The organism is Nocardiopsis sp. CNS-639, assembly GCF_000381685.1.
Lineage (GTDB): Bacteria > Actinomycetota > Actinomycetes > Streptosporangiales > Streptosporangiaceae > Nocardiopsis > Nocardiopsis dassonvillei.
This window is the reverse complement of the sequence record NZ_KB906859.1, coordinates 21,613-34,567: the sequence shown is the minus strand read 5'-3', so window position 1 is coordinate 34,567 and position 12,955 is coordinate 21,613. Positions and strand designations below refer to the sequence as shown.

Sequence of the window (12,955 nt, the reverse complement as noted above, 5' to 3'; positions counted from 1 at the left end):
CGGCCGGTGCCCGAACGCCCGGCGGCCCCGCGCCCCCGCCCGGGGGGACGGCCGTCCGCCCCTGTCCCGCCCATGCCGCTCCCCTCACCCCGGGGCGCGGATTGTGTACCGCTCAGGTACGTGATTCCGGGGTTGTCCACCGGTAACCTCGCTCGTATCCGTCCCGCCCAGGGCAGGCGGGTCCGAGCCTCGGGGGTGTCCGGTGCTGCGAGCCGCACGCGCAAGACGGATCGCCGCTGCCACCGCGTTCGGCGGCGGCGGGCTCACGCTCGTGGGCGGCGGCACCGTCGCACTCCTCTACCTCCAGGCCAGGCTGGCCAGGCGCGCGGTCGGCTCCCCCCGCTGGGACAGGCCCGTGGTCAACGGCGTCTACGGCGGGGGCTCCGGGCCGCCGATCCGCATGCTGATGATGGGCGACTCCACCGCCGCCGGGTTCGCGGTCGAGCGGGCCGACCAGACCCCCGGCGTCCTCCTGGCCTCGGGGCTGGCGGCGGCCGCCGAGCGCCCCGTACGCCTGCGCTGCACCGCCTCCCCCGGCACCACCTCGGCCAACCTGGCCGTCCAGATCGAGCGCTCCCGCGCCCTGGAGGAGGCCACCCGCTACGACCTCGCGGTCATCTTCGTCGGCGCCAACGACGTCATCCGCCGCGTGCGCCCCAACCACGCCGTCGCCCAGCTCCGCGAGACCGTCCGCCAACTGGTCGACCACGGCACGCAGGTGGTGGTGGGCACCTGCCCCGACCTGGGCACCGTCCGGCCCATCGGCTGGCCGCTGCGTTCGGTGGCCCGCCTCGCCTCCCGCCAGCTCGCCGCCGCCCAGGTCATCGCGGTCACCGAGGCCGGAGGCCGCGCGGTCTCCATGAGCGACGTGCTGGCGGACGATTTCCGGACAGATCCTGTTTCCATGTTCGGGCCTGACCGTTTTCATCCGTCAGCTCTCGGGTACTCGCAGGCCGCCTTCGCCGTCCTGCCCTCGGCCTGCGCCGCCCTGGGGCTGCTGCCCGAGCTGGACGGCGCCGAGCGCAGCAGCGGTGTCCTGCCGGTGGACCGCGCGGCCGTGGTGGCCGCCCAGACCCCCGGAACGGAGGTCTCCCGGGTGGACGCCCAGGCCAGCGGGGTCACATCCGGCAGGCACGGACGCTGGGCGGCGCTCGTGCGCGGCCCGTTCCACCTCCGGGGCGGTCGCGGGCACCCGGACGGGCCGGCCGGGATGGCCACGACCGAGAACACCGACCGTTCCGGGGAGGGCAGCTGAACGTCGACCCCGGGTGGCGTTCGGGCCCCCCGGCCAGGTTTACTGGTCGGTAACAACCGAGGCCGGAGCAGGTCGCCCGGCCCTCCGGATCCACAGCTGCACACGCAGCACCTCAACCGTTAGGGACGCAGCCATGCCCGAAGCAGTCATCGTCGCAACCGCCCGCTCCCCCATCGGCCGCGCCTTCAAGGGCTCGCTCAAGGACATCCGGCCGGACGACCTGACCGCCCAGATCGTCCGCGCGGCGCTGGCCAAGGTCCCCGAGCTGGACCCGGGCAGCATCGACGACCTGATGCTCGGCTGCGGCCTGCCCGGCGGCGAGCAGGGCTTCAACATGGCCCGCATCGTGGCCGTCCAGCTGGGCCTGGACACCGTCCCGGGCACCACGGTCACCCGCTACTGCTCCTCCTCCCTCCAGACCACCCGGATGGCCTACCACGCCATCAAGGCGGGCGAGGGCGACGTCTTCGTCTCCGCGGGCGTGGAGACCGTCAGCCGGTTCGTCAACGGCAGCAGCGACGACGGCAACAACGAGAACCCGCTCTTCGACGACGCCAAGGCCCGTACCGCCAAGCGCGCCGAGGGCGGTGCCGGAACCTGGACCGACCCGCGCGAGGACGGCAACCTGCCCGACGCCTACATCGCGATGGGCCAGACCGCCGAGAACGTCGCCCAGGCCACCGGCGTCTCGCGCCAGCGCCAGGACGAGTTCGCGGTCCGCTCGCAGAACCTCGCCGAGAAGTCCCTGGACAACGGCTTCTGGGAGCGCGAGATCACCCCGGTGACCCTGCCCGACGGCACCGTGGTCAGCACCGACGACGGCATCCGCCGCGGCACCACCTACGAGAAGGTCTCCGAGCTCAAGCCGGTGTTCCGCCCCGACGGCACCGTCACCGCGGGCAACGCCTGCCCGCTCAACGACGGCGCCTCGGCCGTGGTCGTCATGAGCGACACCAAGGCCGCCCAGCTGGGCATCACCCCGCTGGCCCGCATCGTGTCCACCGGGGTGACCGGCCTGAGCCCGGAGATCATGGGCCTGGGCCCGGTGGAGGCCTCCCGGCAGGCGCTGGCCCGCGCCAACATGGCCATGGGCGACATCGACCTGGTCGAGATCAACGAGGCCTTCGCCGCGCAGGTGCTGCCCTCCGCCGACCAGCTGGGCATCGACATCGACTCCCAGCTCAACGTCAACGGCGGCGCCATCGCGATCGGCCACCCGTTCGGCAGCACCGGCGCCCGCATCACCGGCACGCTGATCAACGGCCTGCGCTTCCACGACCGGACCTTCGGCCTGGAGACCATGTGCGTCGGCGGCGGGCAGGGCATGGCCGCCGTCTTCGAGCGCCTGAGCTGACGCTCCGCGAGGCCCGGGGCCCGGAAGCGCCGCCGGGGTTCCGGTGGTGCTTGCGGGCCCTTCGCCGTGCACGGCCCCTCCCGTCGGCCCGTGCCGCGACCGACCGCCCCCGTCCCCCGCGTCAGGGTCGCGGACGCTGGGGGCGCAGCTGGCGGGCAGCCCCTCCGTCTCCGGAACACGCACGAAACCCCGCCTGTCACAGCAGAGTTCGTCTGGATACCCCTTCAAGACGAACGTTCTCACACCGGCAAGGTAAAAGCTGGTGACCGGGGCTTGTCCAAAACGTGATCCTGATGCAGGGTCGCAGGTAAGTGCCACACGCCAACGCGCTGCCGGAGGTGCCCATGTCGGTAACCCACTCGCCGGAGATCCACGCCAAGCTCATCGAACGCATCCCGGTCGTCACCGGCCGGGGACTCCACGAGTGGTTCGACGCCCTCGACGGGGGACCGGGTCTGGTGCGCTGCCAGGACCGGTCGAACTGGCTCGCCGACGAGTACGAGTTGCCCCAGTGGTACGCGCAGGCCCTCGTGACGGAGTACGACCGCCGTCGCAGGAACCGCTCCATCCCCGCGCCCCGACGCGGGAAGGCCTGAGCGCGCCGCGGGCTCGCCGACCACGGCGAAGGGGCCGCTGCCCGGACGGACGTCCGGGCGGCGGCCCCTCGCGTGGGTGTGCGGACGCCGTGGGCGGCCGCGGGAGTGCTCCGCGCGTCGGGCGCGGACTACTCCGCGAAGATCGACTTGATGATCCAGAGCAGGCGCAGGATCTCGATGTAGAGCCAGACCAGGGAGACGGTCAGGCCGAAGGCGAACTGCCAGGCGAACTTGTTGGGGATGCCGGCGTTGAGGCCCTCCTCGATGCCGCGGAACTCGATGGCCAGGGTCAGCGCGGCCAGGACCACGAACACCAGGCCGATGAGCAGGCCGAGCGGGCTGGGCTCGCGCAGGCCGATGCCGCCCGCGATGAAGAAGCTGGCCACGAAGTTGACCAGCATCAGGGCCGCGGCGCCGATGACCGCGTACGTGACGACCTTGACGAAGCCGTCGGTCACCTTGATGACGCGGAACTTGTACAGGGCGAGCATCACGGCGAACACCACGACGGTGCCCAGCACCGCCTGGGTCACGAGCGTGCCGCCCGCACCGGCGTCACCGGTGGTGACCGACAGGCTGTTGGCCAGGATCGCGGAGATGCCGCCGACGAGCAGGCCCTCCAGGGCGGCGTAGCTCAGGATGGCGACGGGGTTGGTGATCTGCTTGAAGGAGATCACCAGGCCCAGCACCAGACCGCCGAGCGCACCCACGAGGGTGAGCACCACGGCGATGCCCGGAGCCGAGCTGAAGAGGAAGTAGTTGACGACGGCGAAGGCCGCGACCACACCGAGCGTCATACCGGTGCGCACGACCACGTCGTCGATGGTCATCGGCTGGTTGTCGGTGCTCTGCACCGGACCGCCGGGGTAGCCCTGCTGGGGGTAGGGCTGGCCGTACCCCTGCTGCGGGTACGGTTGTCCGTACCCCGGCTGGCCGTAGGGACCCTGCTGCTGGCCGTAGCCGTAACCCGGCTGGCCGTTGAACCCCTGCTGGGCGTGCCCGGCAGGACCGGCCTGCTGGAGCGCCCGCTTGAGGACGGGGTTGGAACTCCGCATCCGCATGTCTAGTCAAGACCCTTTCACGCGTGGATTGCTGCCCACAAGGTAACGTACGCTCCTCATCCGGAGTTCCACGGGCAAGGTCACTGTTCAGACACGGCGCCGCGGCCCGGCCGGGGCCGGCCGGCGGCCCTCCGCGGCGCGTGGGCGCCCGCCCCGCGGACACGCGGAGGGGGCCGGCGCCCGAGGACACCGACCCCCTCCCCCTCGGCCCGGGCCGCCCGCGGGCGACGGAGCCGTGAGGGCCGCGTTAGCCGCGCGTGACCAGGGAACGGGCGAGGAAGAGCACGTTCGCCGGACGCTCCGCCAGACGGCGCATGTAGTAGCCGTACCACTCGTCGCCGTAGGGCACGTAGACCCGCATCCGGTTGCCCTCGGCGGCCAGCCGGACCTGCTCGGCGTCGCGGATGCCGTAGAGCATCTGGTACTCGAAGTCGTCCTCGCCGCGGCCGTTGGCGGCGGCCAGCGAGCCGGCGATGGCGATCATGCGCGGGTCGTGCGAGGCCACCATCGGGTAGCCCTCGCCCTCCATCAGCACACGCAGCGCGCGCACGTAGGCCTTGTCCACCTCGGCCTTGTCGCGGAAGGCCACCGACTCGGGCTCGTCGTAGGCCCCCTTGCACAGGCGCACGCGCGAACCGGCCCCGCTCAGGTCGCGGCAGTCGGCCTCGGTGCGGCGCAGGTAGGCCTGGAGCACCGCGCCCACGAAGGGGAAGTCCTGGCGCAGTTCGCGCAGGATGCCCAGCGTGGAGTCGGTGGTGGTGTGGTCCTCCATGTCCAGGGTCATCGTGGTGCCGACCGCCTTGGCCGCCTCGGCGATCCGACGGGCGTTGTCCAGGGCGATCTTCTCGCCGTCGCTGTTGAGGAACTGGCCCACGGCCGAGAGCTTGACCGAGACCTCGGCCCGCTCGGCCAGACCCGCCTCGCCCAGCGCGGCCAGCAGGTCCTGGTAGGCGGTCACCGTCGCCTCGGCCTGGGCCGTGTCGGTGGTGTCCTCGCCCAGGAAGTCCAGGGTGACGTGGCGGTCCCGGGTCAGCTCCCCGACCACGGGGAGCGCTTCGGCCTGGGTGGAGCCCGCGACGAACCGCTTGACCATGGCCCGGGTGACGGGGGTGCGCTCGACGATGGTGCGGCAGGTCTGGGACCTGGCGGCGAGTAGCAGGGGTTTGCGAAGCATGGTGACCTCGGGAAAGACGTGCGCGAGCCGATGGGCTGGCGCGGGCGGGGCGCGGCGGGGTTCGTCCCGGCCGCGCCGGTGGATGCGGGCTGGTTCCCGGGCCCCCTCAGGACGGGAGGGGGCCCGGGCTCCTCATCAGCCCTGGTGGGGGTAGGAGGAGACCGTCGGCGCGACGAAGGTCTCCTTGATGGCGCGCGGGCTGGACCAGCGGGACAGGTTCTGCGCCGAACCCGCCTTGTCGTTGGTGCCGGAGGCGCGCCCGCCGCCGAAGGGCTGCTGGCCCACGATGGAGCCGGTCGGGCGGTCGTTGACGTAGAAGTTGCCCGCGGCGAAGCGCAGGGCCTCGCTGGCCTTGGCCACGGCGGCGCGGTCCCTGGCCAGGACGGCGCCGGTCAGGGCGTAGGCCGAGCCCTCGTCGACGATCTTGAGGACCTCGTCGAACTTCTCGTCCTCGTAGACGTGGACGGCGACGACCGGGCCGAAGTACTCGGTGCGGAACACGTCGTGGGACGGGTCGGTGCCCTCGATGATGGTGGGGCGCACGAAGTAGCCGACGGAGTCGTCGGCGGTGCCGCCCGCCAGGACGGTCAGGGTCGGGTCGGACTTGGCGTCCTCCAGGACCTTGGCCAGCTTGTCGAAGGCGCGGCGGTCGATGACGGCGCCGACGAAGTTGGACAGGTCGGTGACGTCGCCCATGGTCAGGGCCTCGGTCTCGGCGACGAGGTCGTCGCGGACCTGCTCCCACACCGAGCGGGCGACGAAGGCGCGCGAGGCGGCCGAGCACTTCTGGCCCTGGTACTCGAAGGCGCCGCGCACGATGGCGGTGCGCAGGACCTCGGGGTCGGCCGAGGAGTGGGCGACGATGAAGTCCTTGCCGCCGGTCTCGCCGACGATGCGCGGGTAGGAGCGGTAGTTGGCGATGTTCTCGCCCACGCTCTTCCACAGGTGCTGGAAGGTCCTGGTCGAACCGGTGAAGTGCACACCGGCCAGCTCCGGGTCGTTGAGGGCGACGTCGGAGACGGCGAGGCCGTCACCGGTGACCATGTTGATGACGCCGGGGGGCATGCCCGCCTCCTCCAGCAGGCGCATGGTCAGCTCGGCGGCGAACTGCTGGGTCGGGGACGGCTTCCACACGACCACGTTGCCCATCAGGGCCGGGGCGGTGGGCAGGTTGCCCGCGATGGCGGTGAAGTTGAAGGGGGTGATCGCGTAGACGAACCCCTCCAGGGGGCGCTGCTCCATGCGGTTCCACACGCCCTTGACGCTCAGCGGCTGCTGGGCGATCAGGTCGCGGGCGTAGGAGACGTTGAAGCGCCAGAAGTCGATCAGCTCGCAGGCCGAGTCGATCTCCGCCTGCTGCACGGTCTTGGACTGGCCGAGCATGGTGGCGGCGTTGATGGTGGCGCGCCAGGGGCCCGAGAGCAGTTCGGCGGCGCGCAGGAGGATGGCGGCGCGGTCGTCGAAGGACATCGCGCGCCAGGCGGGGGCGGCGGCCTTGGCTGCGGCGACGGCGTCGCGGGCGTCCTCGTGGGTGGCGTTGCGCATGGTGCCCAGGACCGCGGCGTGGCGGTGCGGCTGCACGACGTCGATGGGCTCGCCGCCGCCCATGCGGCTCTCGCCGCCGATGCGCATCGGCAGGTCGATGCTCCGGCTGCCGAGCTCCTCCAGCTTGGCCACGAGTTCCTCGCGCTCGGCGCTGCCGGGCGCGTAGGACAGAACGGGCTCGTTCTGGGGCAGAGGGACGTTGGTCACGGCGTCCATGGGCACCTTCCCGGTGAAGAATGTCCCTGAAACAAGCAGGGTTGGCTGACTCAACGCTCCCAGAAGCAGGGCGTGCGAACCTTGTGGACCAGGCCACTCTTTGCCCGCCTTATTTGTTCTCCAGGACAAAATGGGACACACATGAGCGACGACCGCCCCGCATCCGACCCGCGCCCCGCCTCCGGCGGCGGGGCGCCCCGACCGCGCCCGCGGCCGGAGGTTCCTCCTGTTCAGGATGGTTCATCCGATGACAGGACCACGGGTCTGCCCCTGCGCGGACTGCTGCTGGCCCTGGGTGACCCCGTCGTGGACGTGGCCGCCGCTCCGGACGGGCTCGATGTCCAGGTGGACAACGTCGTCATCCTCGACCCGGAGGACCGCACGGAGGTGCGCGAGGGGGACCTGGTGCTGCTGATCGGGGCGCGGGGCGCCTCCGCGCGGCGCCTGGTCAGGGCGCTGGCCGAGCGCGGCGCCACGGCCGTCGCGGTCAAGACCAGCACGCACGCGGCGTCGGAGGAGGCGCCGCCGACCGCGGGGACGCGCCCCGGCCGCCCCCGGCCCGGAGGCGGTGACGAGGCGCGGGCGCTGCGCACCGAGGCGCGGGAGGCGGGGATCGCCCTGCTCGCGGTGCGCCCCGAGGTGCGCTGGGACCAGTTGCAGTCGGTGTGCCGGTCCATCCTGGACGAGGCCCGCCTGACCGCCTCGGAGGACCTGGGCGAGTCCGGCGGCGACCTGTTCTCCATGGCGCAGACCATCGCCAGGCTCACCGGCGGGCTGGTGAGCATCGAGGACGCGGCGAGCCGGGTGCTGGCCTACTCCAGCGGCGCCGAGGTGGACGAGCTGCGGCGGCTGTCGGTGCTGGGGCGGCGCGGCCCGGAGTCGTACCTGGCGCTGCTGCGCGAGTGGGGGGTGTTCGCCAAGCTGCGCGCGGGCGAGGAGGTGGTGCGGGTGGAGGAGCACCCCGAACTGGGCATCAGGCGCCGGTTGGCGGTGGGCATCCACGCGGGACGCCAGCCGCTGGGCGCGATCTGGGTGCAGGAGGGCGACCGGCCGCTGGCCGAGCACGCGGAGGAGGCCCTGTTGGGCGCGGCGCGCACCACCGCGTTGCAGATGATCCGCCAGCGCACGCAGGCCAGCGCGGGGCTGCGGCTGCGCGAGGACCTGCTGTCGAGTCTGCTGGAGGGCAGGATCGACGCCGGAGCACTGGCCGACACCGTGGAGGTGCACGCCGACCGGGGCGCGCTGGTGGTGGCGTTCGCCCTGGTCGAGGGGCCCGAGGGCGCGGCGGAGGAGCGCCCCGACCGGCCCGAGCGCGAGTTGCGCCGCCGCCAGCTGATCGACCTGGTGTCGGTGCACACCGCGGCCTACCGGCGCAGCGCCCTGGTGACCGCGCTGGGCGGTCGGGTCTACGTGCTGCTGCCGGATCTGGCGCGCGCCCGGGAGGGGCGGCGCGGGGTGGAGCGGTCAGTGCTGGCGTTGACCCGCAAGACGGTGGCGGCGGCGCGCGCGGCGCTGGGACTGGAGGTGCACGCGGCGGTGGGGTCGCTGGTGGAGCGGCTGGGGGACGTGCCGGACTCGCGCGCGGAGGCGGACCGGGTCCTGGACGCGGTGGAACGCTCTCCCGACCGGGGTCCGGGCTGGGACGTGGCGACCATCTCCGACGTGCGCTCGCGGGTGCTGGTCAGCGAGACGCTGGCACGGCTGCGCGAGGACCCGTCGCTGCGGGACCCGCGGGTGAGCCGGCTGATCGAGCACGACCGCGCGGGCGGCGCCGACCTGGTGCGCTCCCTGCTGGCCTACCTGGAGGCGTTCGGGGACGCGCGGGCGGCGGCGGAGCGGCTGCACATCCACCCGAACACGCTGCGGTACCGGGTGCGCCGGGCGGCGTCGGTGAGCGGGATCGACTTGGGGGACCCCGGGGAGCGCCTGTTCACGCAGTTGCAGCTGTTGATGGAGCAGCAGGGACCGCCGCGCTGAGGGACCGCCGCGGGAGCCCGGCGGGCACACGGGGCGGCGTCCGGCTCGCAAAATACACGACGCCTGCTCGGTGAGCAGGCGTCGTCGGAGCTGGTTGCCGTGGGTACCCCCGGTCGGACTCGAACCGACACTTGTGACCCTTTTAGGGGGCCTGCCTCTTCCATTGGGCTACGAGGGCGTGGCCCATCATACCGGGCGGGTTGATTGCCCACTTTGACTTGGCTTGGCCGCATTGGGACAGGAAACGGCCGGCTCCCCTCGGGGAAGCCGGCCGCGTCGCGCGCCTGTCGCGGGGGCCGCGCCCGGTCAGCTGACCCGGCGGAGGCGGCCGTCCTCGATCTGCGGGTGGCTGGCCTCCTCGAAGGCCTGGCGGGGCTCGGCCATCTCCGGGAGCGCGGCGTAGTCGCGGCGCAGGAAGAGGGCGAGCGTCCAGTCCGAGAGCACGCGCATCTTGCGGTTGAAGGTCGGGACCGCGAACAGGTGGTAGGACCGGTGCGCGTACCAGGCCAGGCGGCCGTTGAGCTTGATCTTGCCGAACAGCTGGGCGGCGCCCTTGTGGACTCCGAGCCCGGCGACGGCGCCCAGGTTCTTGTGGCGGTAGGCCTTGGGCTCGGTGCCGCGCAGGGCGGCGATCACGTTGTCGGCCAGGACCGGGGCCTGGCGGACCGCGTTCTGGGCGTTGGGCGGGTAGTAGCCGCCGTTGCCGTCGGGCACCTGCGCGTTGTCGCCGCCCGCGAAGGCGTTCTCCACGCCGTTGACGGCCAGGTACTCGCTGGTGTCCAGGTGGCCCTTGGGGCCGAGCGGCAGGTCGCTGGCGGCCACGACCGGGCTGGGCTTGACGCCCGCGGTCCACACCAGCGTGCCCGAGTCGAACTCGGTGCCGTCGCTGAGCTTGATGTGCTGGTCGACCGCCGACTCCAGGAAGGTCTTGAGCCGGACGTCGATGCCGCGGCGGCGCAGCTGGTTGAGCGCCTTGCTGCCGACCTCGGGGCCGACCTCGGGGAGGATCTTGTCAGCCGCCTCGATGAGGTAGAACTGCACGTCCTCCAGGCCGATCGAGGGGTGGTGGCGCACGGCGTCGCGGACCATGTCCTCCAGCTCGGCGATGGCCTCGGCCCCGGCGAAGCCGCCGCCGACGAAGACGAAGTTCAGCGCCTTGCGCCGGATGGCCTCGTCGTCGGTGGAGTCGGCGATGGAGAGCTGGTCCAGGACGTGGTTGCGCAGGAAGGCGGCCTCCTCGACCGTCTTGATCCCGATGCCCCACTCGGCCAGGCCGGGGATGGGCAGGGTGCGCGAGACCGCTCCGGCGGCCATGACGAGGTAGTCGTAGGCGAGGGTCTGGGCCTCACCCACGTTGGGCTCGTAGCGGACCGTGCGGTCGGCGTGGTCGATGCGCACGACCCTGCCGCCCAGGACGCGGACCCGCTTGAAGACCTTGCGCAGCGGGACGACCACGTGTCGGGGCGAGATGCTGCCGGACGCGGTCTCGGGCAGGAAGGGCTGGTAGGTCATGTAGGAGTTGGGGTCGATGACGGTGATCCGCGCCTCGCCCGCCCCGAGCTTCTTCTCCAGCCGCCTCGCGGTGTACATCCCGAGGTAACCGCCGCCGACGATGAGGATGTGCGGGATCTCCGCGTCGTCCCCTCCGCCGTGTACCAGCCGGTAGTTCCTGCTCTCGGTCATCGCATTTCCGCCCTAACGGTTCTTCTGTGTGGTGCCCCTTCCCAGGGGCCGCGAGGTTGTCACGGTCTTCGGTCGCCCGCGCCGTGGTCGCGGCGGGGTGCCGCCCGGGTCGGAGCGGGGTGCTTCGTCCCTCCGCTTGTGCATTCTTTCACAAGCACCCTCCGACAGAGAAGGTTCACACCGGCTCACCTTCCCACCACTTCCCGCTCCACCCTACCGGCGTTTTCGCAGGTCAGAACGGTTGTGAAAGCATTCACAAGGCCCCTGGGGGGTGACACGTCTCACCCGTGGCACCCTTGCGCGCACCGCGGGAGACGCCCGGTGGGGCGCCCTCCCGCGGGCGGCGTCACACGACCAGGCTCCAGGCCACACCGTCGAGGATGTCGTGCTCACTGGCCGTGAAGGAGTCGGCCCCCGTGCGGGCGAGCACCCGCGACAGCACGAGCGCGCCCGCGCCGATGACGTCCACCCGGCCCGGGTGCATGACGCCGATCATCGACCGCTCCCGCGAGGTGGCCTTGAGCAGCTCCCCGGTGATGCGGTCCAGGTCGGCGACGCCCACGCGGGTGTGGTGGATGCGCTCGGGGTCGTACTCGGGCAGGTCCAGGGCGATACCGGCGACCGTGGTCGCGGTACCCGCGACGCACACGACCGAGGCGGCCTCGCGCAGCGGGACCACTCGCTCGACCTCGTCCAGCGCGGCCTCGATGTCGGCGGTCGCCGCCGCGACCTCCTGCGCCGTGGGAGGGTCGCTGCGCAGGTGGCGCTCGGTCATGCGCACACAGCCGATGTCCACCGACAGCGACGCGCGGACCAGCTCGCCGTCGTCCCCGGACAAGGCGCCGCCCAGGACGAACTCGGTGGAGCCGCCGCCGATGTCCACGACCAGGAACGGCGGGGCCAGGTCCTCGCCCGGGCCCTCGGCCTCCAGCTCGGCGGTGGCGCCCACGAAGGACAGCTCGGCCTCGTCCAGGCCGGTGACCACCTCGGGCTCCACGCCGAGGATGTCGCGCACGCCGTCGACGAAGACCTGGCGGTTGCTCGCGTCCCGGGTGGCGCTGGTGGCGACCATGCGCACCGCGTCCGGGCCCAGGGCGATGCCGTGCGCCTCGATGGCCTCGGCGTACCCGCGCAGCGCCTCGAAGGTGCGCTCCAGCGCCTGGGGCGCGAACGCCCCGGTCTCGTCCACGCCCTCACCCAGGCGCACGATCTCCATGCGCCGGTCGACGTCGACCACCTGCACCTCGTCCTCGCCCACGTGGACGACGTCGGCGATCAGCAGCCGGACGGAGTTGGTTCCGCAGTCGATGGCCGCGACACCGCTCATGATGCGTTCCCTTCGTCGCCCTCGGGGGCGTCCTCGTCGACACACACGCACGGGCCCCTGTCCCACCAGTGCGGCAGTTCCTCCAGCGCCTCGGCTCCGAAGGGGTTGGTCCCCGGCTCGGCCAGCTCGTGGGCGACCAGCGCGTGCAGGCACTTGACCCGGGTGGGCATGCCACCGGTGCTCTGCATGCCCTCGGGCAGCGGCTCGACGCCGTCCAGGCGCGCCTGCTCGGCCCGCTCGGCCAGGTAGGCCTCGTGCGCCCTGGTGTAGGCGGCCCGGAGTTCGGGCTCCTCCCCCAGGCGCTCCTGCATACGGCGCATGCGGCCCTCGTTCTCCATCCGGCCGATGGCCGAGGCGGCGCGCGGGCACGTCAGGTAGTACAGGGTCGGGAAGGGCTCGCCGTTCTCCAGCCGGGGCGCGGTGCGCACCACGTCGGGCAGGCCGCAGGGGCAGCGGTGCGCGATCGCGCGTACACCGCGCGGCGGGCGGCCCAGTTGGAGTTCGACGGCGGCGGTGTCGCGCTCGGCGACCGGAGCGGGGCGCCCGGCGGTGTGCCCGGGCGCGGGCTGATCTGCGGAAGTCATGGCGCACCCAGCATAGGGCCGCACACGCACCCGAAGGCGCGGGCGTCCCTGTCGCCCCTCCCGCGCGGAGCCGTCGCCGGCCCGGGTCACCCCCGCGTCCCGCCAGTAGGATGACGGCGCACGGGCCTCAGGCGTCCGTGGTGCCGTCCCACCGGTCGGCGCGCGGCGGTGGGGCCCGCCGTC

At 72.6% G+C, this 12,955-nt stretch carries 10 protein-coding genes and 1 tRNA gene; 4 read left to right on the top strand and 7 right to left on the bottom strand.

Features of this window, described 5'->3' with window-relative positions; all coding sequences use genetic code 11:
- The first annotated feature begins 202 nt into the window (after positions 1–202).
- The 3 genes from G011_RS0111305 to G011_RS0111295 all read left to right on the top strand — a co-directional run bounded on the left by G011_RS0111305 (position 203) and on the right by G011_RS0111295 (position 3,205).
- On the top strand, positions 203–1,255 hold the full coding sequence (locus G011_RS0111305; RefSeq protein ID WP_019608572.1) for an SGNH/GDSL hydrolase family protein: 1,053 nt from the start codon (positions 203–205) through the stop codon (positions 1,253–1,255).
- A 133-nt stretch (positions 1,256–1,388) separates the two neighbouring features.
- Complete coding sequence (locus G011_RS0111300) at positions 1,389–2,609, top strand: acetyl-CoA C-acetyltransferase (protein WP_019608571.1); 1,221 nt, start codon at positions 1,389–1,391, stop codon at positions 2,607–2,609.
- 344 nt (positions 2,610–2,953) lie between these two features.
- Complete coding sequence (locus G011_RS0111295) at positions 2,954–3,205, top strand: DUF4287 domain-containing protein (protein WP_013151139.1); 252 nt, start codon at positions 2,954–2,956, stop codon at positions 3,203–3,205.
- 128 nt (positions 3,206–3,333) lie between these two features.
- Here the strand turns inward: G011_RS0111295 and G011_RS0111290 are convergent, their stop codons facing one another.
- The 3 genes from G011_RS0111290 to pruA form a co-directional block, all read right to left on the bottom strand.
- A complete protein-coding gene (locus tag G011_RS0111290; RefSeq protein WP_019608570.1) occupies positions 3,334–4,266 on the bottom strand; it encodes a Bax inhibitor-1/YccA family protein in 933 nt (310 codons plus the stop codon).
- 247 nt (positions 4,267–4,513) lie between these two features.
- Positions 4,514–5,440, bottom strand: a complete 927-nt coding sequence (locus G011_RS0111285) for a proline dehydrogenase family protein (RefSeq protein WP_019608569.1) — start codon at positions 5,438–5,440, stop codon at positions 4,514–4,516.
- A 135-nt stretch (positions 5,441–5,575) separates the two neighbouring features.
- Positions 5,576–7,201, bottom strand: coding sequence for an L-glutamate gamma-semialdehyde dehydrogenase (gene pruA / locus G011_RS0111280; RefSeq protein WP_019608568.1), 1,626 nt, complete (start codon positions 7,199–7,201; stop codon positions 5,576–5,578).
- A 141-nt stretch (positions 7,202–7,342) separates the two neighbouring features.
- On the opposite strand from pruA, the gene G011_RS0111275 reads away from it, so the two are divergent.
- Positions 7,343–9,178 (top strand): PucR family transcriptional regulator, encoded by a 1,836-nt coding sequence (locus G011_RS0111275; protein ID WP_026338216.1) that lies wholly within the window; start codon positions 7,343–7,345, stop codon positions 9,176–9,178.
- A gap of 104 nt (positions 9,179–9,282) precedes the next feature.
- Here the strand turns inward: G011_RS0111275 and G011_RS0111270 are convergent.
- From G011_RS0111270 to G011_RS0111255, 4 genes are all read right to left on the bottom strand, one after another.
- Positions 9,283–9,356: transfer RNA gene (locus G011_RS0111270), tRNA-Leu, on the bottom strand.
- 128 nt (positions 9,357–9,484) lie between these two features.
- Positions 9,485–10,861: an NAD(P)/FAD-dependent oxidoreductase gene (locus G011_RS0111265; RefSeq protein ID WP_013151134.1), complete on the bottom strand. Its 1,377-nt coding sequence runs from the start codon at positions 10,859–10,861 to the stop codon at positions 9,485–9,487.
- A 346-nt stretch (positions 10,862–11,207) separates the two neighbouring features.
- Complete coding sequence (locus G011_RS0111260; RefSeq protein ID WP_013151133.1) at positions 11,208–12,188, bottom strand: Ppx/GppA phosphatase family protein; 981 nt, start codon at positions 12,186–12,188, stop codon at positions 11,208–11,210.
- Positions 12,185–12,772, bottom strand: a complete 588-nt coding sequence (locus G011_RS0111255) for a DUF501 domain-containing protein (RefSeq protein WP_019608566.1) — start codon at positions 12,770–12,772, stop codon at positions 12,185–12,187. Before G011_RS0111255 ends, G011_RS0111260 begins: the two co-directional genes overlap by 4 nt.
- Between the last annotated feature and the right edge of the window lie 183 nt (positions 12,773–12,955).